At 67.0% G+C, this 22,530-nt stretch carries 21 protein-coding genes; 19 read left to right on the top strand and 2 right to left on the bottom strand.

The window, feature by feature from the left end; translation table 11 throughout:
- The first annotated feature begins 136 nt into the window (after window positions 1-136).
- The 12 genes from FOC84_RS17080 to FOC84_RS17025 all read left to right on the top strand — a co-directional run bounded on the left by FOC84_RS17080 (window position 137) and on the right by FOC84_RS17025 (window position 10,942).
- Complete coding sequence (locus FOC84_RS17080; protein ID WP_254242022.1) at window positions 137-955, top strand: copper resistance protein B; 819 nt, start codon at window positions 137-139, stop codon at window positions 953-955.
- Between the two features lie 189 nt (window positions 956-1,144).
- Entirely contained in the window at window positions 1,145-1,759 is a 615-nt protein-coding gene (gene ccmA / locus FOC84_RS17075; protein ID WP_173145473.1) for a cytochrome c biogenesis heme-transporting ATPase CcmA, read from the top strand.
- Window positions 1,760-1,771: 12 nt separating this feature from the next.
- The gene (gene ccmB / locus FOC84_RS17070; RefSeq protein WP_173145472.1) at window positions 1,772-2,440 is read left to right on the top strand and encodes a heme exporter protein CcmB; all 669 of its coding nucleotides are present in this window, start codon (window positions 1,772-1,774) and stop codon (window positions 2,438-2,440) included.
- A gap of 7 nt (window positions 2,441-2,447) precedes the next feature.
- Window positions 2,448-3,182 (top strand): heme ABC transporter permease CcmC, encoded by a 735-nt coding sequence (gene ccmC, locus FOC84_RS17065; RefSeq protein ID WP_173145471.1) that lies wholly within the window; start codon window positions 2,448-2,450, stop codon window positions 3,180-3,182.
- Window positions 3,179-3,364, top strand: coding sequence for a heme exporter protein CcmD (gene ccmD, locus FOC84_RS17060; protein ID WP_367949495.1), 186 nt, complete (start codon window positions 3,179-3,181; stop codon window positions 3,362-3,364). Before ccmC ends, ccmD begins: the two co-directional genes overlap by 4 nt.
- Complete coding sequence (ccmE, locus tag FOC84_RS17055; protein WP_173145468.1) at window positions 3,357-3,812, top strand: cytochrome c maturation protein CcmE; 456 nt, start codon at window positions 3,357-3,359, stop codon at window positions 3,810-3,812. The genes ccmD and ccmE overlap by 8 nt, the downstream gene beginning before the upstream one ends.
- Entirely contained in the window at window positions 3,809-5,785 is a 1,977-nt protein-coding gene (locus tag FOC84_RS17050; protein ID WP_173145466.1) for a heme lyase CcmF/NrfE family subunit, read from the top strand. Before ccmE ends, FOC84_RS17050 begins: the two co-directional genes overlap by 4 nt.
- Window positions 5,782-6,303 (top strand): DsbE family thiol:disulfide interchange protein, encoded by a 522-nt coding sequence (locus tag FOC84_RS17045; RefSeq protein WP_173145464.1) that lies wholly within the window; start codon window positions 5,782-5,784, stop codon window positions 6,301-6,303. Before FOC84_RS17050 ends, FOC84_RS17045 begins: the two co-directional genes overlap by 4 nt.
- Window positions 6,300-6,758, top strand: coding sequence for a cytochrome c-type biogenesis protein (locus FOC84_RS17040; protein ID WP_173145462.1), 459 nt, complete (start codon window positions 6,300-6,302; stop codon window positions 6,756-6,758). Before FOC84_RS17045 ends, FOC84_RS17040 begins: the two co-directional genes overlap by 4 nt.
- On the top strand, window positions 6,755-7,609 hold the full coding sequence (ccmI, locus tag FOC84_RS17035) for a c-type cytochrome biogenesis protein CcmI (protein WP_173145460.1): 855 nt from the start codon (window positions 6,755-6,757) through the stop codon (window positions 7,607-7,609). Before FOC84_RS17040 ends, ccmI begins: the two co-directional genes overlap by 4 nt.
- A 15-nt stretch (window positions 7,610-7,624) precedes the next feature.
- Window positions 7,625-8,359 carry a cytochrome c biogenesis CcdA family protein gene (locus FOC84_RS17030; protein WP_173145458.1) on the top strand — a complete coding sequence of 245 codons (735 nt, stop codon included), beginning with the start codon at window positions 7,625-7,627 and terminating at the stop codon, window positions 8,357-8,359.
- Window positions 8,360-8,461: 102 nt separating this feature from the next.
- A complete protein-coding gene (locus FOC84_RS17025) occupies window positions 8,462-10,942 on the top strand; it encodes a heavy metal translocating P-type ATPase (RefSeq protein ID WP_173145457.1) in 2,481 nt (826 codons plus the stop codon).
- Between the two features lie 75 nt (window positions 10,943-11,017).
- On the opposite strand, the gene FOC84_RS17020 is transcribed toward FOC84_RS17025, so the two are convergent.
- A complete protein-coding gene (locus FOC84_RS17020; RefSeq protein WP_173145456.1) occupies window positions 11,018-12,544 on the bottom strand; it encodes an argininosuccinate lyase in 1,527 nt (508 codons plus the stop codon).
- A gap of 134 nt (window positions 12,545-12,678) precedes the next feature.
- Here FOC84_RS17020 and FOC84_RS17015 point away from each other — a divergent pair, with 134 nt between their 5' ends.
- On the top strand, window positions 12,679-13,587 hold the full coding sequence (locus tag FOC84_RS17015; RefSeq protein WP_173145455.1) for a LysR family transcriptional regulator: 909 nt from the start codon (window positions 12,679-12,681) through the stop codon (window positions 13,585-13,587).
- Window positions 13,588-13,602: 15 nt separating this feature from the next.
- Here the strand turns inward: FOC84_RS17015 and FOC84_RS17010 are convergent, their stop codons facing one another.
- Window positions 13,603-15,141 carry an AMP-binding protein gene (locus FOC84_RS17010; protein ID WP_173145454.1) on the bottom strand — a complete coding sequence of 513 codons (1,539 nt, stop codon included), beginning with the start codon at window positions 15,139-15,141 and terminating at the stop codon, window positions 13,603-13,605.
- A gap of 296 nt (window positions 15,142-15,437) precedes the next feature.
- Between FOC84_RS17010 and FOC84_RS17005 the strand changes: the two genes are divergently transcribed.
- The 6 genes from FOC84_RS17005 to FOC84_RS16980 all read left to right on the top strand — a co-directional run bounded on the left by FOC84_RS17005 (window position 15,438) and on the right by FOC84_RS16980 (window position 22,499).
- The gene (locus FOC84_RS17005) at window positions 15,438-16,196 is read left to right on the top strand and encodes a class II aldolase/adducin family protein (RefSeq protein WP_173145453.1); all 759 of its coding nucleotides are present in this window, start codon (window positions 15,438-15,440) and stop codon (window positions 16,194-16,196) included.
- Window positions 16,197-16,242: 46 nt separating this feature from the next.
- Complete coding sequence (locus FOC84_RS17000; protein ID WP_173145452.1) at window positions 16,243-17,235, top strand: ketopantoate reductase family protein; 993 nt, start codon at window positions 16,243-16,245, stop codon at window positions 17,233-17,235.
- 33 nt (window positions 17,236-17,268) lie between these two features.
- Window positions 17,269-18,234 (top strand): Bug family tripartite tricarboxylate transporter substrate binding protein, encoded by a 966-nt coding sequence (locus tag FOC84_RS16995; protein ID WP_173145451.1) that lies wholly within the window; start codon window positions 17,269-17,271, stop codon window positions 18,232-18,234.
- Window positions 18,235-18,276: 42 nt separating this feature from the next.
- Window positions 18,277-20,274, top strand: coding sequence for a flavin-containing monooxygenase (locus tag FOC84_RS16990; RefSeq protein WP_173145450.1), 1,998 nt, complete (start codon window positions 18,277-18,279; stop codon window positions 20,272-20,274).
- Window positions 20,275-21,135: a patatin-like phospholipase family protein gene (locus FOC84_RS16985; protein WP_173145449.1), complete on the top strand. Its 861-nt coding sequence runs from the start codon at window positions 20,275-20,277 to the stop codon at window positions 21,133-21,135.
- 164 nt (window positions 21,136-21,299) lie between these two features.
- Complete coding sequence (locus FOC84_RS16980; RefSeq protein ID WP_173145448.1) at window positions 21,300-22,499, top strand: benzoate/H(+) symporter BenE family transporter; 1,200 nt, start codon at window positions 21,300-21,302, stop codon at window positions 22,497-22,499.
- Window positions 22,500-22,530: the final 31 nt, after the last annotated feature.

Below are 22,530 nucleotides of genomic sequence, written 5' to 3'. Positions count from 1 at the left end.
GACGCCGGCAGGAACGATGAATGGCATGGACCACGGTTCAATGCAGGACATGGACCACAGCTCGATGCCTGGCATGAATCATGGATCGATGCAGGGCCAGGCGCCGACCTCGAAGAAGAGCATGGACCACGGTTCCATGAAAGGCATGGACCAAGGCTCGATGCAAGGCATGGATCACGGTTCGATGCCTGGCATGGATCACAGCTCGATGCCCGGCATGGACGAATCCTCGCGCAAAGGCCCGCCAGTGGGTTCCCTGCCCTCCAGCGACGGCAGCACGGAGCAGCGTTACGCCGCCTACCGCATCCATCCACACATGATGGACAACGTCGTCACCAGCCATCTGCTGTTCGACAAGCTCGGCGTCGCCTATGACCGCAACGAACAGACCAGCCTGCAATGGGACGGCCAGTTCTGGATCGGCCGCGACCTGAACAAGCTGTGGATCAAGAGCGAGGGCGATCGCCTGAACGGCAGCACGGATGCCAAGATCGAGGCCTTCTGGAGCCACACGATCTCGCCGTTCTGGGACTTGCAGCTGGGCGCGCGGCGCGATTTCGGCACGGGTCCGAAACGCAACTGGGCCGCGTTCGGCGTGCAGGGCGTAGCCCCCTACGGCATCGAGACCGAGATCACCGGCTATGTCGGCGGATCCGGCAGGACTGCGCTGGCGCTGAAGGCCGAGTATGACCTGCTGCTTACGCAGCGCCTGATCCTCACGCCCGAGATCGAAGCCAGCCTGTACGGCAAGAACGACGAGGCGCGCGGCGTGGGCTCCGGCCTGTCCGACGCATCGTTCTCCTTGCGGCTGCGCTACGAAGTCACGCGCGAATTCGCGCCTTATGTCGGCGTGTCGTTCGGACGCAAGTTCGGCAAGACCGCGAGCTACGCGAGCGAGGCCGGAGAAAGCCGTTCCGAACGCGCCATCCTGGCCGGCGTGCGCATCTGGTTCTAAGCAGCCACGGCGCCGCGACTCGCGGCGCCGATCAGGACTATTTCAACTGCTCCGCCCGCACCCGCGCGATCTGTACTGAAACAAGGCCGTTTCCGGCCCAACATTACAGGAATGTAAAGCGCCAGCAATGTGGCGGTCAGACGCGCCTCCCTATAGTTGCCCCTTTGTCCACACAGCGGCGGGACGGCAATGCTTGAAGCGATGGATCTGGGTTGCATGCGCGCGGAGCGTCCGCTGTTCAAGGGGCTGGCCTTGCATGTGGCGCCCGGCGAATGCCTGTTCGTCCACGGACGCAACGGCAGCGGCAAGACCAGCCTGCTGCGCATCCTGGCGGGCTTGACGCGGCCCGCCCGCGGCAAGGTGCTCTGGCAGGGACTCGGCATCTCGCAACCTGGCAACGGGTATCGCGGCCAGTTCTTTTATGTGGGCCACGCCGAGGGCCTCAATGGCGAACTCAGCGCCATCCAGAATCTGCAAGCGCTACAGGCCGCAAGCGGACACGCGGACCGTCCCGCAGCCATCGCGTCCGCGCTGCGCGAGGCAGGCCTCGAAAGCAAGAAGCATCTTCCCATCCGCGCCCTGTCGGCCGGCCAGAGGCGGCGAGCGGCCCTCGCTCGCCTGCTTGCCGAGTTCCGGCCCCTCTGGATTCTCGACGAACCCGTGACCGCCCTGGACGCCGCAGCCCACTCCTGGCTTGCACGCGCCATGGATCGCCATCTGCGCGATGGCGGCGCGATCGTGGCGACGAGCCATCAAGAGATTGCGCTGGACCATGCGCACAAGCAGATCCGGCTTGGATCCTAGCGCATGTATTCCATGCCGAAATTGCTTGCGGCGGTTGCGCTGCGCGACCTGCGCATCGCCCAGCGGCGCGCCAGCGACACGCTGACGCCGCTGGCCTTCTTCCTGGTGGCCGCCAGCCTGTTCCCCCTGGCAGTCGGCCCCGAGCGCGAAACGCTGCGGGCCATTGCACCAGGCGTGCTCTGGGTGATGGCCTTGCTGTCCTGTCTGATGTCGCTGGGCCGTCTTTTCGAAGTAGACCATCGCGACGGTTCGCTGGAGCAGCTGATGCTCTCCGCCGCGCCCTTGCCGGTGGTCGTGCTGGGCAAGGTCGCGGCCCACTGGCTGGTGTCCGGACTGCCGCTGACTTTGCTTGCGCCCGTGCTGGGATTGCAGTTCGGGCTGGACGCCGCCGCCCTGCTGATCCTGACGCTGGGCCTGGCCATCGGCACGCCCGCGCTCGGCCTGATCGGCGCCATTGGCGCGGCGCTCACCTTGACCGCGCGTGGCGGCGGGGCGCTGCTGGCCCTGCTGGTCCTGCCCCTCTTCATTCCCATTCTCGTATTCGGCGCCGGCGCGGTGCAGGCGGCCCAAAGCGGCCTGGGCGCGAACGCGCACCTGTCGCTGCTGGGCGCCGTGCTGGCCATGTCCCTGTTCTTCGCGCCGCTGGCCGCCGCCGCCGCGATACGCATCTCACTGGAATGAGGAGCCCATGATCCGCTGGTTTCACTATGCCTCGCCCAAAACCTTCTATCCGCTGGCCGGAAAGGCGATTCCCTGGTTTACGGCGGCCGCGGTCTTGTTGGCCGCGGCAGGCCTCTATGTCGGCTTTCTGGCCGCGCCCGAAGACGCCCAGCAGGGCCAGGGCTACCGCATCATCTTCGTCCACGTCCCGGTCTCCTGGATGTCGATGTTCGTGTATCTGGTAATGGCGTTCTGGGCCCTGATCCATCTGGTATTCAACAGCAGGCTGTCGGCCATGATGATTGCCGCGCTGGCGCCGACCGGCGCCCTGTTCACGTTTCTGTCGCTGTGGACCGGCGCGCTGTGGGGCAAGCCCATGTGGGGCGCCTGGTGGGTCTGGGATGCGCGGCTGACCTCGGAATTGATCTTGCTGTTCCTGTATGCGGGCTACATCGCATTGAAGGCAGCCATCGACGACCCGCAGCGCGCCGACCGTGCGGGATCGGTGCTGGTGCTGGCCGGCGTGGTCAACATTCCCATCATCTATTTCTCGGTGCAATGGTGGAGCACCTTGCACCAGGGCGCGTCGGTTTCCCTGACCGCCGCCCCCAGCATGGCCGGCATCATGCTCACCGGCATGCTGCTGATGTCCCTGGCCGCGTGGATGTACTGCATCGCAACGGCGCTGGCGCGCCTGCGCTGCATGGTGCTCGAACGCGAGCGGCACGCGGCCTGGATCCGCGAACAATGGAGTAGCGAATGATGCACTGGTCCAGTCTGGGCGAGTTCCTCGCCATGGGTGGTTATGCGGTCTATGTGTGGGGATCGCTGCTGATGACGGCGTTCCTGCTGGGCGGCGAGCAGCTGCTGCTGGCGCGCCGCCGCCGCGCGCTCCTGGCGGGTCCGCGCCCTGTCGCTGAATATCGGGAGGCCGGCGATGCATAAGCGGACACGGCGCTTGTGGCTGGCGCTGGGCGGCCTGGCCTCGGTGGGCGTGGCCAGCGCCCTGGTGCTGAACGCCTTCCAGAGCAATCTGGTGTTCTTCTACACGCCCACCCAGGTCAGCAACAACGAAGCGCCGGCAGGACGCGCCTTCCGCGTGGGCGGCATGGTCGAAGCCGGCAGCGTGCAGCGCACGCCGGGCACGCTGACCGTCCGTTTCGTCGTGACCGATACGGCCCACACGGTCCCCGTGGCCTATGAAGGCATCCTGCCGGACCTGTTCAGCGAAGGAAAGGGCGTCGTGGCGCAGGGCAGGCTGGACGGCAATGGCCTGTTCCGCGCCGAAGAAGTGCTGGCCAAGCATGACGAGAACTACATGCCGCCCGAGGCGCAGCACGCGATCGATCAGGCCGCACTGAAGGCCGTACCCCAGGAGGTCCGCCCCCGATGATTCCGGAACTTGCTCATTTCGCCCTGATCCTGACGCTCTTCGTGGCGTTGGCGCAAGGCGTACTCGCGCTGCGCGGCGCGGCCCTGGACCGTGCGGACTGGATCGCCATTGCGCGGCCCGCCGCGCAGATCCAGTTCCTGCTGGTGTCCTTCAGCCTGGCGGCGCTGGTCTGGTCGTTCGCGGCCAAGGACTATTCGGTGGCCTATGTGGCCTACAACTCCAATTCCCAGTTGCCCTTGTTCTACCGCATCGCGGCCACCTGGGGCGGGCATGAAGGCTCGCTGCTGCTGTGGATCTTCATGCAGACGGGCTGGGCCTGCGCGGTCAGCGTGTTTTCGCGGCAATTGCCGGATGCCATGGTCGCGCGCGTGCTCGGCGTGCTGGGCTTGATCAGCGCGGGCTTCCTGCTGTTCGTGCTGCTGACCTCGAATCCATTCGAACGCCTGACACCGGCCCCAGCCGACGGACTGGACCTGAACACGCTGCTGCAGGACATCGGCCTGATCTTCCACCCGCCGCTGCTGTACATGGGCTATGTGGGATTCTCGGTGGCGTTCGCGTTCGCCATCGCCGCGCTGCTGTCGGGCAATCTCGACGCGGTCTGGGCCCGCTGGTCGCGCCCTTGGACCACGGCGGCCTGGCTGTTCCTGACGCTGGGCATCGCGGTCGGCAGCTGGTGGGCCTACTACGAGTTGGGTTGGGGCGGCTGGTGGTTCTGGGATCCGGTGGAGAACGCCTCCTTCATCCCCTGGCTGGCCGGCACGGCGCTGATCCACTCCCTGGCCGTGACCGAAAAGCGCGGCGGCTTCAAGAGCTGGACGGTGCTGCTGGCGATCGGCACCTTTGCGCTGGCCCTGCTGGGCGCGTTCCTGGTGCGTTCGGGCGTGCTGACCTCGGTGCACGCGTTCGCCACGGACCCGGCTCGCGGCGTATTCATCCTGGCGCTGTTCACGGCCGTCGTCGGTAGTTCCCTGTTCCTGTACGCCTTGCGCGCGCCCCGGATAGGACAAGGCGGCCAGTTCGAGTTCGTGTCGCGCGAATCGCTATTGCTGATCAACAACGTGCTGCTCGCGGTGGCCGCCGCGACCGTGCTGCTGGGTACGCTCTATCCCCTGATCATCGACGCGCTGGGCCTGGGCAAGCTGTCGGTCGGACCGCCCTACTTCAATGCCGTCTTCGTACCGCTGATGGTGCCGGCGCTGCTGCTCATGGCGGTGGGCCCCATCGCCAACTGGAAATCGGCCGACGCCGCCAGCCTGCTCAAGCGCCTTACGATTCCCGCGCTGCTGGCCGTGCTGGCCGGCGCGGGCGCGCCCTGGCTGTTCGGCCGCTGGTCCGCGGGTGCGGCGCTGGGGATGGGGCTGGCCGCCTGGCTGGCGGGCGCCATCGGCGTGGACGTCTTGAAGCGCCTCCACGCGGCGCGCGAGCGCTGGTGGCGCCAACCGCGCAGCTGGCTGGGCATGCATCTGGCCCATCTGGGCGTGGCCGTGTTCGTCGCCGCGGTCGCGCTGGTGAGCAGCTACGAGACCGAACAGGATCTGCTGATGCAGCCTGGGCAGACTGCGCCGGTGGCCTCGTACCGCGTCGAATTCAAGGGCGTGGAGCGCGTGCGCGGCCCGAACTACGAGTCTGAAATGGGCACCTTCACGCTCTACCGCGGCGAACGGCGCCTGCGCGACCTGCACCCCGAAAAGCGCACCTATGCGTCCTCGGCGCTGCCGATGACGGAGGCGGCCATCGCCGCCAACGGCCTGCGCCACGTCTACGTCGCGCTGGGCGATCGCGAGGAGCACGGCGCCTGGAGCGTGCGCCTGTATTACAAGCCGTTCGTGGACTGGATCTGGGGCGGCTGCATCCTCATGGCCCTGGGCGGCCTGCTGGCGATCAGCGATCCGCGCTACCGCCTGAAGCGGCGCGAGAAACAGCAGCCGCAACGCACAGGACCGCAGACGCCCGCGGAGGCCAGGCCATGAGCCGCTACATCTGGCCCCTGGCGGGCTTCGTGGTGCTGGTGTTCTTTCTGGGAATAGGCCTGACCCTCAACCCCTCCGAAGTGCCGTCGCCGCTGATCGACAAGCCCGCGCCCGCGTTTGCCCTGCCCGAACTGCATGAGCCGCAGAAGACGTTCACGCCCGAGAGCATGAAAGGCCGGGTATGGGTGCTGAACGTATGGGCGTCCTGGTGCTATGCCTGCCTGACGGAACACGCCTACATCCAGGAACTGTCGTCGCAACACGGCGTGCCCGTCATCGGCCTGAACTACAAGGACATCCGGACCGAGGCTATCGCCTGGCTGGCGCGCAACGGCGATTCGTATGAGAAGTCCGTGTCCGACACCGACGGCAAGGTCGGCATCGACTACGGCGTCTATGGCGTGCCGGAGACCTTCGTCATCGATCAGACCGGGATCATCCGCTACAAGCACATCGGTCCGGTGAGCGCGGAATCGCTGCGCGATACCCTCTTGCCGCTGATCCGGGGGCTGCAATGAAGACTGCCCTGCGCGCATTGGCGCTGTCGCTGGCGCTGGGCTACGGCTCGGGCGCCCATGGTTCGGCCGAAGACCGCCGCGTCAACGAGATCGCCTCGGAGCTGCGCTGCCTGGTCTGCCAGAACGAATCCATCGCCGCGTCGCGCGCCGACCTGGCGGTCGATCTGCGCCACCAGATCCGTCAACAGCTGGACGCCGGCAAATCGGAAGCCGAGATACTGGCCTACATGGAGGCCAGGTACGGTGACTTCATCCTTTACCGGCCGCGCTTGAAAGCGGCCACGCTGCTGCTCTGGTTCGGCCCGGCCGCGCTGCTGGCCGCCGGATTGACCGCGCTGGCCGTGGCCTTGCGCCGGCGCAGGATGCGGCAGGACCGCCCTGCGCTGACTCCCCAGGAACGCCAGGCCGCCGACGCCTTGCTAGGCATCGAAGCTGAAAAAGGATCCGGAACATGACACAGTTCTTCTATCTTTCGGCCGCGCTGATGGCCGCCCTGGTCACGCTATGGCTGATCGCCGCCTTGCGGCGCGCGCCCGCCGCGAGCGGCGCGGACAAGCACCGGGCGGCGAACGTGGCGGTGCTGCGTGACCAGTTGCAGGAGCTTGAACGGGACCGCGCGAACGGCATCCTGTCGCAAGACGCCTTCTTGGAAGCGCGTGCCGAATTGCAGCGGCTGGCGCTGGAAGAAGCCGCCGAGGCGCAACGACTTGCGGTTGCGCCGGGCCGGGGCCGCCTGCTGCCCGTGAGCCTGGCCATCGCACTGCCCCTGGCCGCCATTCTTGCCTACACCGCGCTGGGCAACCCGGCCGCCATCACACCACCCCCGGCGCCCGCCGTGCAGCCCGAGGTCACCGCCGCCGACATCCAGGCCATGGTGGCCAAACTGGAGGCCCGGCTGGCCGGCAATCCCGACGACTATCAGGGATGGCTGATGCTGGCCCGGTCCCACCGCTATTTCGGGCGGCACGCCGACGCGGTCCAGGCCTTTACCCGTGCCGCGCCGGTGGTGGACGGCAACCCGGCTGCCCTGGCCGAATACGCCGAGTCCCTGGTGCTCAGCGCCAACCGGGGGTTCGGCGGACAGCCTGACCAGTTGCTGCGGCGTGCGCTGGACCTCAACCCCGAAGAGCCGCTGGCCCTGATGCTGGCGGGCGCAAGCCGCTTTGACCAGCGCGACTTTCCCGCAGCCATCGATTTCTGGCAACGCCTGTTGGCCAAGCTGCCCGCCGGCGGCGACATGGCGCGCACCGTCAACGAAGGCATCGCGCTGGCCCGCCAGCGCCAGCGCGAAGGCGCGGCGCCATGATGACAGCGGCCCGCCATGCTTGACCTGTCCCTCATCGGCTTCGCCACTGCCTTCATCGCGGGGACCGCCTCATTCCTGTCGCCTTGCGTGCTGCCGCTGGTTCCCGGCTACCTGTCCTATATCGCGGGCGGATCCAGCACCGCCGCGGACGGCGGCCGCGCGCTGCGCTGGCGCATGCTGGGACTGGCGGCCTGCTTCGTCGCCGGCTTCTCCACCGTCTTCGTCATCTTCGGCGCCAGCGTCACGGCGCTGAGCCGCCTGCTGCTGTCCTATCGCTACGAACTGAACCTTGCGGCCGGCGCCATCATTGCGCTGGCGGGCCTGCTGCTGCTGGGCGTCCTGCGCCTGCCTGCCTGGGCCCAGCGCTACTATCGCTACGATCCGGCGGGTCAGGGCGGCCCCGGCAGCGCCCTGGTCCTGGGCCTGGCGTTCGGATTCGGCTGGACGCCCTGCATCGGCCCCATCCTGGCCAGCATCCTGGTGCTGGGCGCGGCGTCGGCCAGCGTGGGCCAGGGCGTGGCCCTGCTGGGCGTCTACGCGCTGGGGCTAGGCGTCCCCTTTTTAGCGGCCGCCTGGTTCATGAGCCCTTTCCTGCGCCGCATGCAGGGCCTGAAGCGCGCCGGCCGGATCCTGCGGATCCTGACCGGGCTGATCCTGATCGTGATGGGATGGGCCATCGCCACCGGCCAGCTGGCCCGTTTCGCCATCTGGATGCTGCTGACCTTCCCCGCCTTGGGCAGGCTGGGCTGAGCGCGGTCAAGATCCTTTCGATCAAACGCTTGACCTTGACATCATTGGAATCTTTATAGTGGCACCCATCAGCAGGACATTCCAAGTTTTCAAGGAGCGGATATGAGTGCCATCCCAGCAGACAGCGTCGCGGTCAGCCTGCCCATCGAAGGCATGACCTGCGCCTCGTGCGTGGGCCGGGTCGAAAAGGCCTTGAAGGCCGTGCCGGGCGTCAACCAGGCCAGCGTCAACCTGGCGACCGAACGCGCCGACATCACGTTTGCAGGCGCGCCGAACGTCGCCGCCGCCGTGCAAGCGGTGCAGAAGGCGGGTTATACCGTCGCCGAAACCACGATTGAACTGTCGGTCACCGGCATGACCTGCGCCTCCTGCGTGGGCCGCGTCGAAAAAGCCCTGAAGGCGGTGCCGGGCGTCAGCAACGCCAGCGTCAATCTGGCCACCGAGCGCGCCAGCATCACCGCCGCTGGCGGCGTGCCCGCCAGCGCCTTGATCCAGGCCGTGGCGAAGGCAGGCTACGAAGCGAAAACCCTCTCGGCAGAATCCAGCGACAGCGACGCCGTGGCCGAACGCCAGGCGGCCGAGCTGAAGTCGCTCAAGCGCGCCCTGACCGTCGCCACGATCTTCGCGCTGCCCGTATTCATCCTGGAAATGGGCGCCCACATCGTGCCGGCGTTCCACCACGTCATCGCCGAGACCATCGGCACGCAGAACAGCTGGTACCTGCAATTCGTGCTGGCCAGCATCGTGCTGTTCGGCCCTGGCCTGCGCTTCTTCAAGAAGGGCATCCCCGCGCTGCTGCGCGGCGCGCCCGACATGAACTCGCTGGTGGCGGTGGGCACGTCCGCCGCCTATGCCTATTCGGTGGTCGCCACCTTCGCGGCCGGACTGCTGCCCGCCGGCACGGTCAACGTCTACTACGAGGCCGCCGCGGTCATCGTGGCGCTGATCCTGCTGGGCCGCTACATGGAGGCCCGCGCCAAGGGCAATACGTCCGAAGCCATCAAGCGCCTGCTCGGCCTGCAAGCCAAGACCGCGCGCGTCGTGCGCGACGGCGCGACGCTGGAACTCGCCATCGAGGAAGTGGTGGCGGGCGACCTGATCGAAGTCCGCCCCGGCGAGCGCATCCCGGTGGACGGCGAGGTCGTGGAAGGCAACAGCTACATCGACGAGTCCATGATCAGCGGCGAACCCGTGCCGGTCGAAAAGCAGCCCGGCTCCGAAGTGGTCGGCGGCACCGTCAACCAGAACGGCGCGCTGACGTTCCGCGCCACCAAGGTCGGCGGCGACACGCTGCTGGCGCAGATCATCCGCATGGTGGAACAGGCGCAAGGCTCCAAGCTGCCGATCCAGGCCCTGGTGGACCGCATCACAATGTGGTTCGTGCCTGCCGTCATGGCGGCCGCCGCCGTGACCTTCATCATCTGGCTGACGTTCGGACCCGAGCCCGCCCTGACCTTCGCGCTGGTCAATGCCGTGGCCGTGCTGATCATCGCCTGCCCTTGCGCCATGGGCCTGGCCACGCCGACCTCCATCATGGTGGGCACGGGCCGCGCCGCGCAGATGGGCGTGCTGTTCCGCAAGGGTGAAGCGCTGCAATCGCTGAAGGACGCCCAGGTCGTGGCTGTGGACAAGACCGGCACGCTGACCAAGGGCCGCCCCGAGCTGACCGACCTGATCGTCGCGCCGGGCTTCGAACGCGCAGCGGTGCTGGGCAAGGTCGCCACCGTCGAAGCCAAGTCCGAACACCCGATCGCGCAAGCCATCGTGGACGCGGCGCGCGCCGAGAGCATCGCGCTGGGCACGATTTCGCAGTTCGAATCGATCACCGGCTTCGGCGTCAGCGCCCAGGTCGACGGCGACCTGGTCGAGATCGGCGCCGACCGTTTCATGCGCGAACTGGGCCTGAGCGTCGAGTCCTTCGGTTCGGACGCCGCGCGCCTGGGCGACGAAGGCAAGACGCCGCTGTACGCCGCCATCAACGGCAAGCTGGCCGCCATGATCGCCGTGGCCGACCCCATCAAGGAAACCACGGCCGCCGCCATCCGCGCCCTGCATGACCTGGGCCTGAAGGTCGCCATGATCACCGGCGACAACCGCCGCACCGGCGAGGCCATCGCCCGCCAGCTTGGCATCGACGAAGTCGTCGCCGAAGTGCTGCCGGACGGCAAGGTCGCGGCCGTGCAACGCCTGAAGCAGCAGTACGGCCCCGTCGCCTACGTGGGCGACGGCATCAACGACGCGCCGGCCCTGGCCGAAGCGGACGTGGGCCTGGCCATCGGCACCGGCACGGACATCGCCATCGAGGCCGCCGACGTGGTGCTGATGTCGGGCGACCTGGGCGGGGTGCCCAACGCCATCGCCCTGTCCAAGGCCACCATCCGCAACATCAAGCAAAACCTGTTCTGGGCCTTCGCCTACAACGTGGCCTTGATTCCGGTGGCGGCGGGCCTGCTGTACCCGGTCAACGGCAGCTTGCTGTCGCCGGTGTTCGCGGCGGGCGCAATGGCGCTGTCCAGCGTGTTCGTGCTGAGCAACGCGCTGAGGCTGCGCCGCTTCACGGCGCCCTTCCCGGCCCGGGGCTGACCCGCCCGGGGCTAACCCGCCCGGGGCTGACCCTGCCTTCCCGGCAAGGGCCGGGAAGCGCCCTCCCTACTGGCTCTACTCCTTCGGCGCGCTGGCCACCAGCGCGCCGAATTTCTTGTCCAGCTCCGCCAGCGCATCATTGATGTGGGCGCGGCGCGCCTTGATCCAGGTGTCCTGTTCAGACAACTGCGTACGCGCCTCCTTCAGCATGCGGTCCATTTCCGCCGGTTGCGGGCCGCCCGAGGTGGCGCGGTTCTTGACGATGGCCACCGGGTCCAGCGTCGAGCGGAACTCCGCCTCGCTCATCGGCAGTTCGTTGCCGTACTTCGAGTCCTTCATGGCGTCCGCATAGATGCGGCGCGCCTGCTCGTAGGGAAAGTCCAGCGGTTTGATGTTGTTGGTCTTGGCGTAGCTCACGACCTCCGACGCGAAGTGGTGGCCGTCGCGGAACGGCAGCTTGTACTTGCGCATCAGCACGTCGGCCAGTTCCTGCGAAGCCGTCCAGTCGCTGTTCAGTTCTTCCAGCGCCCGGTCGGGGCTGACGACCATGGCTTTCAGCACCTGGTCCCAGCGCTTGAGCGCCGAAATCCCGGCGTCCACCATGGCCGAGTTCTGCTTCACGTCCTTGGGGTCGCTCATGCCGGGCGTGATGTTGTGCGTCTGCACCACCGGTCCCATGGCCAGCGTCACGGCGGTGGACGCATCGCTGCGGGTGTCGTTGAGCAGGCCAGGATTGCGCTTTTGCGGCATGGCGCTGGACACGTAGGTATTGCCGCCGCCTTCTTCCAGCAGGATCCAGGGACGCGGCTGGGCGTACTGGGTCATGACGTCCTCGATGAAGTTGCCGGTGCGCAGCGCGATGCTGGTGACGATGGACGCGACTTCCACAGGCTGGTCCATGGACGAGATCTGCGAGGCGTCATAGGCGTTGTCCACCAGCGCGGCAAAGCCCAGGTATTGCGCCATGCGCTTGCGGTCCAGCGGCCAGCTGGTGCCGTTGAGCACCGTGGTGCCCATCGGCGAACGGTCGATGCGCACATAGGCCTCGCGGATGCGTTGCGCGTCGCGCGCCAGGCCGGCGGCCTGCCCCAGCAGGTAGTGCCCGTAACTGTTGGGCTGCGCCGCCACGCCGTTGGTGTAGTTCGGCACCACGGTCGCGGCATGCTTGCCCGCCAGCTCCACCAAGGTCCTGGACGTGGCGTTCAGCTGGTCGGCCAGGTCCAGCAGCTTGTCGCGCAGGATGGCGCTACGGTAGGTGGCATGCATGTCCTGACTGGAGCGCCCGGCGTGCAGCAGCGTCACGTCCTCGCCCGCCGCCTTGATCAACAGCGGCTCGAAGGTGATGACGCTGGCCGGGCGCTTGGCGCCGGGCTGGTTGCCGTCGCTGATCACCTTGGCCACGCCCGCGGCCAGGCGCGGCGCCATGGACTTGTCCAGCAGCCCCTCGTCGGTGTTGATGACGGCGGTGGCCTTGTTGATCTCGCCCAGCCAGAAGAACGGATCGCGCGGCACGGAGGCCGCAGGCTGGGCTTGCTGGGCCGACGCCTGGGCGCCAAGCGCGAAGGCAAGCGCTGCGCCCAGGGCGGAAAGTAGATGTCTCATGGCTGTCTCGTTGGGATGGCGAGCGGCCAGTGTATCGGCGGACCGGGTGGCGGGAAATGGCGGATTTCACGGAGCCGCGCGGGATTTCCTGACGGTTTCCTTTAACATACGGCCCAAAACCACGACATCCGCCCATGCCCCGTCCGAATCTGACCAACGCCGAAACCCTGTGCCAGATTGCCAAGCTGGGCAGCTTCCGCGCCGCGGCCGAGCGGCTCCACACGTCCCAACCCGCCGTGTCGGCGCGCATGAAGGAACTGGAGCAGTCGCTGGGCTTCCCCCTGTTCGAAAAGCGCGGCCGCCGCCTGGAGCTGACGGTACCCGCGCGCCGTTTCGTCGAACGCGTGGAACCGCTGCTGCTGGCGGTGGAAGACGCCTTCACCGACGCGGAGGCCGTCAACAACGCGGCTGGCACGGTGCGCATCGGCATGGGCGAGATTTCCATGACCTGGTTTTCGCGCGTGGTGCCCGAGCTGCGCCGCGCCCTGCCGCGCGTCTCCTACGAGATCGAGCTGGACCTTGCGGTCAAGCTGCAAGAGCACCTGACCTCGGGCGCGCTGGATATCGCGATCATGGCCAATCATCTGCGCGACGACCAGTTCATCTGCGAATCGCTGGGCACGACCCGCATGTCGTGGATGGTTTCGTCCCGACTGCTGACCGACACGGAGGGCCAACCGCGCACCATGCAATCGTTATTGCAGACCGAGCCGCTGTGGTGCGTGTCGCGCCCGTCGGGCTTCTTCGGCCCGGCGCAGGACGAGCTGCGCGACATGGGCGCCAACCTGGACAATATCTGCAGCTGCAATCGCCTGAACAGCCTGATCGAAGTCGTCGAAGCCGGCGGCGGCATCGCGCAGCTGCCGGAAATGATGGTGGCCGAACAGGTGCGGACAGGTGCCCTGGCTCGGGTGGATCCAGCGCTGACGCCGCTTGCGCTGGAGTTCACCATCGCCATCCACCGCAACCAAGGTCAGTCCATCGTCCATCAGGTCGCCCAGGCCCTGACCCGGCTGGGCAAGGCCGCCACCGGCAAGGCCTGACGGTCCGCGGCAACGTCAGGCGTCCAGCAACGCGCGTTTCTGGACCTTGCCGCTGGCATTGCGCGGCAGCTCCGCCATGAACTGCACGTGCTCGGGAACCTTGAAGTACGCCAGCCGCTGGGCGCAATAAGCCTTGATGGCATCCGTATCCGCCTGTTGCCCCGCATGCAGCACGATGAAGGCCTTGACCGACTGGTCGCGCACCGGATCGGGTATGCCCACCACGGCCACGTCGCGCACGGCGGGATGCCCCATCAAGGCCTCTTCCACCTCGGCGGCCGAGATATTCTCGCCGGCCCGCTTGATCACTTCCTTCTTGCGGCCGAAGAAAAAGAAATTCCCCTTGGCGTCCTGGTAGCCCAGATCCCCCGTGTGCAGCCAGCCGCCTTCGAACACGGCCTGCGTCGCCGCCGGGTCGCGGTAGTAACCCAAGGTCAACGTGCGCCCCGGGCGCCCGCGCACCACGATCTCGCCCACGGCGCCCGCGGCTAGCGGCTGGTTGTCGTCATCGACCACGAACACTTCGCGGTCGGGAGTGGCGCGCCCGATCGACGGATAGGCGGACGGCGAGGCATGCGGCTGCAAGGTGATGTAGAGCATGGTCTCGGACTGCCCGTAGCCGTTGCGCAGCGGGATGCGGAAGCGCTCGATGAACGCGGCGATCTCGGCTTCCGAGATGTTGATGGCATAGCCCGCGTAACGCACCTGGTGCGCCGTGTCGAAAGGCGTGGGTGGCTGATTCAGCAAGGTACGGCACAGCATGCCGGACAGGCTGCAGATCGTGATGCGGTGCTCGATGAGCTGGCGCAGGTAGCGCGTCGCGCTGTAGCGTTCGCCGATGACCACGGTCGCGCCCGCCGTCAGGCAGGACAACACCGTTTCCTGGCAGTTCGCATGGAACAGCGGCTTGTTGTTGAACACGCGATCCGCGCGGCTCAGGCCGCTGTTGGCCGCGCCCGCCAGGCCGCACCACAGCAGGTTGGCCTGGGTCAGCATCACGCCCTTGGGCCGCGCCGAGGTGCCCGAGGTGTACAGGATCTGCGCGAGATCGTCGCCGCACTGGGGCGGCGCATGGTAGTCCGCGGACGACCCCGTCAAGGCGCCGCCCAGGCCTTCCGGCCCCAGGCTGCCGCGCGCCACCGGCACGATGTCCGGCGCCTGTTCCATCCCGGCGCAGACTTCGCGGATCAGCGCCTCGTGCGCCGGCTCGACCAGCGCCAGCGCGGGCTGGCAGTGCTCCAACTGATAGGCCGCTTCGGACGCGGTCAGGTGGATGTTGCCCGCCACGATGACGGCCCCGGCCAGCATCAGGCCCATCCACAGCGGCACGTACTCCGCCGTATTGCCCATGAACACGAATACGCGGTCGCCCGGCATCACGCCACGGGCCTGCAGGCCCGCTGCGTAGCTGCGGGCCGCATCGCGCAATTGGATGAAACTCAATTGGCTGATGTCGCCATTCTGGTACTCATGCACAATCGCGATCTTATGCCCATGGCACAGCGCCTGTTCATCGAGCAAATCCGTGATCGTGCGGTTTCCTGCAGCGTCCATCCAGCCTCCGGCTTTTCTGATTTTCAATGGCACGCCGGCTCCTTGCGGGCGCGCCCATGGGTAGGAAAAGCAGTATAGGTAGCGGCTTTTGACCGCACTAGCTAAACGTTTTTATGCATATCCATCAAGGTTTTTCATGCATGCCGGCCAGGCCGAATCATTGATGGAATTTATGCGTTTCCATCAAAACGTTTGCTTAGTCGGCCGCGGCGGGAAAACCTATACTCCGGTTGAAAGACGCCACGCAGCAAAGGCGTCGGCCAGATAAAAAAGAATGCAAAACCGGAGGAGCTGCCGTGCAAGAGGCATCGATCAAGGACCAGGTTTCGGCCGAGGAATGGGCAGTGCGGGTAGACCTTGCCGCCGCCTACAACCTCGCGGTCGAAATGCGCATGACCGACCACATCTACACGCATATCTCGGCCCGCGTGCCCGGCGCCGAACCGCATTTCCTGATCAATGCCTACGGCCTGATGTTCAACGAGATCACCGCGTCCAACCTGGTCAAGGTGAACATAGACGGCGACATCCTGCTCGACCAGACCGGCCTGGGCATCAACCCTGCCGGCTTCGTCATCCATAGCGCCATCCATCGGGTCCGCCACGACGCGGCCTGCGTCATGCACACGCATACCGCCGCCGGCATCGCGGTGTCCGCGCAAGAGGCCGGTCTGCTCATGATTTCGCAGCATGCCATGCGCTTTCACGACCGCATCGGCTACCACGACTACGAGGGCGTCGCCTTGGACATGGACGAACAGCAGCGCCTGATCGCAGATCTGGGTCCGCACAGCGCGATGATCCTGCGCAATCACGGCCTGCTGGTCTGCGGCGCCAGCGTTCCTGACGCCTTCGACGCCATGTTCTACCTGGAGCGCGCCTGCCAAGCGCAGATCGCGGCCCTGGCAGGCAGCCTGCCGCTGGTTGTGCCTTCGGCCGACGTCGCCGAGAAGGTCGGCCGCCAGTTCGACCGTCTCGACCGCCCGTCCCGCCACAAGCACTGGCCTCCCCTGCTCCGGCTGCTGCAACGCATCCGGCCCGAATACCAGGAATAGCGGCAACCGCGCCGCCATCCTGGCGGCCACTTTTCGCAGAGTAGAAATGGAAGATGCTCATCAATGCCGCGTCGCGGTATATGGTGCGGGTGCGATCGGCTGTCTGCTGGCCGCGCGCCTGGCCCAGGCGGGTTGCGACGTGACCATGGTCGCCCGCGGACAGACGCTGGCCGCCCTGCGGCAGCAGGGCGTCGGCTTGACGGCTGACGGCGTCACGCGCCACTACCCGGTGCGCGCCACCGACGATCCGCGCCAGGTTCGCGGCGCGGACTACCTGATTCTTGCGGTCAAGCAACAGGCGCTGGACGATATCGCCGCGCACCTGGCGCCGATGCTGGCGCCTCAAGGCGCCGTAGTCCCGGCCGTGAACGGCATCCCCTGGTGGTATCTGCCCACGCTGGACAGCCCCCTGGAGGACACGCCGCTGCAATCGGTCGATGGCCGCGGCCTCCTCAGCCGCGCACTGCCCTTGGAGCGCGTACTGGGTTCGGTGGTGTACATCGCGGCAAACGCCGCCGCTCCTGGCATCGCGGCGCAGAACGCCCGCAACAACCTCATCCTCGGCGAACCGGATGGCAGCATTTCCGCCCGGGCCGTCCGGCTCGCGGGCCTGTTGCACGCGTCGGGCCTGCAGTGCGAAGTCACGCCCAGCATCCACCAGGCGGTATGGACCAAGGCGATGGGCAATGCCACCTTCAATCCCTTGAGCGTGCTGGCCAACGCCACCATGCAAGCCATGGTCCAGGATCCCCATCTCGGCAAACTGGCGCGCGCCATGCTGGGCGAGTACCTGGCGCTGGGCCAGGCGCTCGGGCTTGCGCTGCCGGTGACGGTGGAGCAACGCATGCAGGCCGCCGCCAGCGCCGGCGCCGCCAAGACTTCGATGCTGCAGGACTCGCTACAAGGCAAGCCGCTGGAAATCGACGCCCTGATGGGCGCCATGATCGAGATCGCAGCAAAGCTGAACCTGGACATGCCCTACGCCAACATGGTCTGGGGACTGATCCGGCACCGGAACCTCAGCGCAGGCTCCGCCTGAACACCACACCTAGAAAACCACAGGAGACAACCCATGAAATGGCTATCGCACTGCCTGGCCGCAACCCTGATCTGCACGGGCGCTGCCGCCCACGCCCAGGACTATCCCAACAAGCCCATCAACATCGTGGTGCCCTTCACGCCGGGCGGCGTCACCGACGTGATGACCCGCCAGATCGCGGCCAAGCTGCAAGGCGATCTGGGCCAACCGGTGGTGGTCGTCAACAAGCCCGGCGCCGGCACCATGATCGCCTCGGCCTATGTGGCCAAGGCGCCGGCCGACGGCTACACGCTGCTGATGGCGGCGTCGTCCCTGGGCATCGCTCCCAGCCTGTACAAGAACACCGCGAACTACGACCCGGTCAAGGACTTCCAGCCCGTTTCGCTCATCGCCAGCGTGCCGCACGTGCTGGTGACGGGCAAGCAGGTGCAGGCCTCCAGCGTCAAGGAATTGATCGCCGCGCTCAAGAAGGACGGCAGGTCGGCGACCTTCGCTTCTTCCGGCAACGGCACTTCCAACCATCTGGAGGGCGAGCTGTTCGCCGCGCTGACCGGCCTGAAGATGACCCACATTCCCTACAAGGGCAGCGTTCCGGCGTTGACCTCATTGGCGGGCGGCGAAGTCGACATGCTGTTCGTGGATATCGCGGCCGCCCAGCCCTTCCTCGATAGCGGCAAGGTGCGTCCGATCGCCGTGACCACCAAGACGCGGTCCTCGGTGCTGCCCGACCTGCCCACCGTGGAGGAATCCGGCCTGCCCGGCTACGACGCCATGCCCTGGCTGGGCATCGTGGCGCCGGCCGGCACGCCGTCGGCGGTGGTCGACCGGTTGCAGGCGTCCCTGCAGAAGATAAAGGCGGCGCCCGACGTGCAGGAGCAGTTCAAGAAAATGGGCCTGGACGCGCTGTTCACCAAGCCCGCCGACTTCGGCGCCTTCATCGTCAGCGACAGCGCCAAATGGGCCGAGCTGATCAAGAAGTCCGGCGCAACCGCCGAGTAGGCCGCACCCCATACCCCACGCCATTCCTCGAAGGACCCTTACATGCATCGCGATACCCTGGCCCCGGCAAAACCGCTCGGCAACGACGTGTGGGAGGCCACGCTCAAGCGCGCGCTTGCCAGCGCCAACATCCCCACCCTGCTCATGGTGCTGGTGCACCTGACGGGCGACACGCAATGGCTGTCCGAGCGCTACCAGTGCTCGCGCATCCGCGGCCTTGAAGACAACGACCCCGGCGGCCTGCCGGACACCGTGCAGGAAGAGGTCCGCGAGGCCGCGTACTCGGCCATCCTGATGGTCCGCCGCGGCCAACCGCCCGGGCTGCCCGCGCCTGCGCATGAACAGCTGGTCGCCATGCTGCGCACCAGCATCGGGGAAGAGGTTCCTGACTCGTACGGCCCCATGATCGCCGCATGGCTGGGGCTGGATCCGGACTTCGCGCTAGAGCAACGCGATACGTTCCAGGTGCCGCCAGGCTATCGTGTCCTGGTCATCGGCGCGGGCGTGGCCGGCCTGTGCGCGGCGATCCGCCTGCAAGGCGCGGGCATTCCCTACGTCGTGATCGAGAAGAATGCCGAAGTCGGCGGCACCTGGTACGAGAACCGCTATCCCGGCGCCGGCGTGGACACACCCAACCATATCTACTCGTATTCCTTCGCCAAGCACGACTGGTCGCGCTACTTCGCCTTGCAAGGCGAAATCCAAGGCTATTTCGAAGGCGTCGCCGACAAATACGGCGTGCGCTCCAACATCCGCTTCAACACCCGCGTCGAGTCCGCCCGCTACGACGAATCCACGCTGCGCTGGAACGTGCGCACAACGGGGCAGGACGGCCAGGTCCAGGACTACGTGGCCGACATCGTCATCAGCGCGGTGGGCCTGCTCAACGTGCCCAAGCTGCCGCCCATACCAGGCCTGGACAGCTTCAAGGGTCCCTGCTTCCATACCGCCAACTGGCCGGAGGGCATCGACCTGCGCGGCAAGAACGTGGGCATCATCGGCAACGGCGCCAGCTCCATGCAGGTCGTGCCCGCGATCGCCGACCACGTCCGCTCCCTGACCGTGTTCCAGCGTTCCAGGCAATGGGCCGCGCCTTTCGAGAAGTTCCAGAAACCCGTGCCCCAGGACGTCCGCTTCCTGCTGCGCGAAGTGCCTTACTACCAGGAGTGGTATCGCCAGCGCCTAGCCTGGATCTTCAACGACCGGGTCCATGCGACCCTGCAGATCGATCCGCAATGGCCGCACCCCGAGCGCGCGATCAACCAGATCAACGACAAGCATCGCGAGCACTTCACCAGCTACATCAAGACGGAACTCGGCGAACGCCAGGATCTGCTGCCCGATGTACTGCCCGACTACCCGCCCTTCGGCAAGCGCATGCTGATGGACAATGGCTGGTTCCGCACCATGGCGCGGGACCATGTGAAGCTGGTCACCGGCGGTATCGAGCGGGTCACTGAAAACGCCGTGGTAAGCGACAACGGCAATGCGCATGAACTGGACGTGCTGGTGGTCGCGACAGGCTTCGACGCCATCAATCTGCTGTCCTCGTTCAAGCTCTACGGCCGCGGCGGACGATCGATCCGCGAGGCCTGGGACGAAAAAGGAGCCGAAGCCTTCATGGGGGTCGCCGCGCCGGGCTTTCCCAATCTGTTCATCCTGGCCGGTCCCAACACCGCCCTGGGCCATGGCGGCAGCGTCGTCGCCCTGCTGGAGACCCAGGTGCGCTATGTCTTGGGCTTGCTGCAGCAGGGCATGGAGCGGGCAGGCGAACGCTTCGAGATCGAAGTGCGCAGGGACCGGCACGACGCCTACAACGCGCGCGTCCAGGCGGCCCACGACCGCATGATCTGGACCCACAAGGGCATGAGCAACTGGTATCGCAACGCGCATGGAAAAGTGGTGGCACCCACCCCGTTCCGCAACGACGACTACTGGCACATGCTGCGCAAGACGGACATGGGCGACTACCACTACCGCCCGGCCTCCAGCGTGGGCGAGGCCGAGCCGTGCGCCGCCACCCGCGCCGAGACTGCCTGAATGCCGCACGCTCAGAAGAGGCGCTGCCTGGTACTGGGCTGCGGCGGCGTGACCGGGCTGGCCTGGGAGATCGGCATCCTTGCGGGCCTGGCGAGCCAGGACGTAGCCCTCGCCGCCGCGGACCTGTTCATCGGTTGCTCGGCGGGTTCCGTCGCCGGCGCGCAACTGGCGCTGGGCGTCCCGCCCATGCAGCTGCTGGCGACGCAACTGGGGGGAACAGGCGCCGAGCAGTACCGCCCCTACTCGCAACAAGCGGCTGACGACAAGAACCGTGAGCTGTACGGCAAGGTCGGCGCAGACCTGCGGCAGGCGCGCCAGCGCATCGGCGCCCATGCCTTGCGCAGCGCCACGCCCACGCTGGCAGAACGCCGCGCCATCATCGCCGCCCGCCTGGGCACCAGCGACTGGCCCTCCCGTCCGTTGCTGGTGGTCGCGGTCGACACGGCCACGGGCGAGGGGCGCAGTTTCAGCGCCGCCGACCAGGTGGATTTCGTCGATGCCATCGCCGCCAGCTGCGCCGTGCCCGGCGCCTGGCCGGCCGTTCCCATCGGCGGCGCGGCCTACATGGACGGCGGCATCCGCTCCATGACCAATGCCGACATGGCTGCCGGCTACGGGCAAGTCGTGGTGCTGGCGCCGCTGGGTTATCGTGACGGCAATCCGGTCAGCGGCCATCTGCGGCGCGAACTGCAGACGCTGCGCGAGGCCGGCAGCCAGGTCCATGCCGTGCTGCCGGACTCGGCCAGCGAGCGGGCCATAGGCGACAACGTGCTGGACCCCGCGCGGCGCGCCGAAGCCGCCGAGGCCGGGCTGCGCCAGGCATCGGCGATCGCACAAGCCTTGAAGGAGGCGTGGCGCTGATCCTGATCCTGCCCCTGCATTCGGCGCCGGCAATGCTGCTCCCGCCCAAAAGCGGTCTGCCCATCGCCTTCAATGTGGCTGGTATAAACATACCGCGAGCAACCTAGACTTCCCGTTCAAGCCTGGCCGCACAGCCAGGCCCCACCACGAACGCGGAGTGCTACATGAACGCATCGCCGGCTGGCCTCAGACCCGCCGATTTCCTTTCCCCCACCGTCGCGGCCCTGATCTCGGTGCTGGTGAACTACGGCGGCACTTTCGTGCTGGTGTTCCAGGCGGCGGAACTGGCCAGGCTGACGCCGGCCCAGACCACTTCCTGGGTATGGGCGGTCTCCGTCGGCGTGGGCATCACGGGCGCGCTGCTGAGCTGGCGCTACAAGGCCCCAGTCATCACTGCCTGGTCCACGCCCGGCGTGGCGTTTCTGGCGACCGTGATGCCTTTCACGCCCTACGGCGAGGTCATCGGCGCCTACATCCTGTCGGCGCTGGGCTTCATCGTGCTGGGCCTGTCCGGCGCATTCGAAAAACTGGTGCGCATGATTCCGGGCGGCATCGCCGCCGGCCTGCTGGCCGGCATCCTGCTGCAGTTCGGCGTCAATGCCTTCGGCGGCGCCAGCGCCGATCCGCTGCTGGTGATCGTGCTGGTCATTTCCTACGCTCTGCTCAAGCGCTTTACCTCGCGTTTCGCGGTGGTCGGCATCCTGGTCATCGGCCTGGGGCTGCTCATCGCGCAGGGCCGCATCGACTTCTCGGCAGTCCACCTCAGCCTGGCCGCGCCGGTGTTCGAGATGCCGCGGTTCTCGTTGCAGGCCCTGCTGGGCGTCGCCCTGCCGCTCTTCATCATCACGCTGACGGGGCAATACATGCCCGGCATGCTGGTGCTGCGCAACGACGGCTACCGGACCAGCGCGAACCCCATCCTCACGGTGACGGGCCTGGGTTCGCTCATCATGGCGCCATTCGGCGCGCATGCCTTCAACGTGGCCGCGATCACCGCCGCGATCTGCACCGGCCGGGACGCGCATGCGGATCCCGCCAAACGCTACATCGCAGGCCTGGCCTGCGGCGTGTTCTACATCCTGGTGGGCACCTTCGGCGTCACGCTGGCGACCTTGTTCATGGTGCTGCCCAAGGCGTTCATCACCACGCTGGCCGGCCTTGCCCTGCTGGGCGCCATCGGCGGCAGCCTGGCCAATGCGATGGCCGACGCCCGCACCCGGGAGACCGCGCTCATCACCTTTCTCGCCACCGCCGCCAACGTCACCTTGCTGGGCGTGGGCGGGGCGTTCTGGGGTCTGGTCGCTGGCCTGACCGCGCACCTGCTGATCCATGGCGGCCAGCGAGCGCTAGCCGCGAATCCTTGACCTCCTATCGCCACTTGCCAATCGAAACAGG

This window comes from Achromobacter pestifer, from assembly GCF_013267355.1.
GTDB classification, from domain to species: domain Bacteria; phylum Pseudomonadota; class Gammaproteobacteria; order Burkholderiales; family Burkholderiaceae_B; genus Achromobacter; species Achromobacter pestifer_A.
This window is presented reverse-complemented; position numbering and strand designations above follow the sequence as displayed.

Excerpts from the sequence above, each read along its gene's own strand:
- FOC84_RS17080 (WP_254242022.1), top strand. The coding sequence starts at position 137 with ATGAAAGGCATGGACCAAGGCTCGATGCAAGGCATGGATCACGGTTCG.
- ccmA (WP_173145473.1), top strand. The coding sequence starts at position 1,145 with ATGCTTGAAGCGATGGATCTGGGTTGCATGCGCGCGGAGCGTCCGCTG.
- ccmB (WP_173145472.1), top strand. The coding sequence starts at position 1,772 with ATGCCGAAATTGCTTGCGGCGGTTGCGCTGCGCGACCTGCGCATCGCC.
- ccmC (WP_173145471.1), top strand. The coding sequence starts at position 2,448 with ATGATCCGCTGGTTTCACTATGCCTCGCCCAAAACCTTCTATCCGCTG.
- ccmD (WP_367949495.1), top strand. The coding sequence starts at position 3,179 with ATGATGCACTGGTCCAGTCTGGGCGAGTTCCTCGCCATGGGTGGTTAT.
- ccmE (WP_173145468.1), top strand. The coding sequence starts at position 3,357 with ATGCATAAGCGGACACGGCGCTTGTGGCTGGCGCTGGGCGGCCTGGCC.
- FOC84_RS17050 (WP_173145466.1), top strand. The coding sequence starts at position 3,809 with ATGATTCCGGAACTTGCTCATTTCGCCCTGATCCTGACGCTCTTCGTG.
- FOC84_RS17045 (WP_173145464.1), top strand. The coding sequence starts at position 5,782 with ATGAGCCGCTACATCTGGCCCCTGGCGGGCTTCGTGGTGCTGGTGTTC.
- FOC84_RS17040 (WP_173145462.1), top strand. The coding sequence starts at position 6,300 with ATGAAGACTGCCCTGCGCGCATTGGCGCTGTCGCTGGCGCTGGGCTAC.
- ccmI (WP_173145460.1), top strand. The coding sequence starts at position 6,755 with ATGACACAGTTCTTCTATCTTTCGGCCGCGCTGATGGCCGCCCTGGTC.
- FOC84_RS17030 (WP_173145458.1), top strand. The coding sequence starts at position 7,625 with ATGCTTGACCTGTCCCTCATCGGCTTCGCCACTGCCTTCATCGCGGGG.
- FOC84_RS17025 (WP_173145457.1), top strand. The coding sequence starts at position 8,462 with ATGAGTGCCATCCCAGCAGACAGCGTCGCGGTCAGCCTGCCCATCGAA.
- FOC84_RS17020 (WP_173145456.1), bottom strand. The coding sequence starts at position 12,544 with ATGAGACATCTACTTTCCGCCCTGGGCGCAGCGCTTGCCTTCGCGCTT.
- FOC84_RS17015 (WP_173145455.1), top strand. The coding sequence starts at position 12,679 with ATGCCCCGTCCGAATCTGACCAACGCCGAAACCCTGTGCCAGATTGCC.
- FOC84_RS17010 (WP_173145454.1), bottom strand. The coding sequence starts at position 15,141 with ATGGACGCTGCAGGAAACCGCACGATCACGGATTTGCTCGATGAACAG.
- FOC84_RS17000 (WP_173145452.1), top strand. The coding sequence starts at position 16,243 with ATGGAAGATGCTCATCAATGCCGCGTCGCGGTATATGGTGCGGGTGCG.
- FOC84_RS16995 (WP_173145451.1), top strand. The coding sequence starts at position 17,269 with ATGAAATGGCTATCGCACTGCCTGGCCGCAACCCTGATCTGCACGGGC.
- FOC84_RS16990 (WP_173145450.1), top strand. The coding sequence starts at position 18,277 with ATGCATCGCGATACCCTGGCCCCGGCAAAACCGCTCGGCAACGACGTG.
- FOC84_RS16985 (WP_173145449.1), top strand. The coding sequence starts at position 20,275 with ATGCCGCACGCTCAGAAGAGGCGCTGCCTGGTACTGGGCTGCGGCGGC.
- FOC84_RS16980 (WP_173145448.1), top strand. The coding sequence starts at position 21,300 with ATGAACGCATCGCCGGCTGGCCTCAGACCCGCCGATTTCCTTTCCCCC.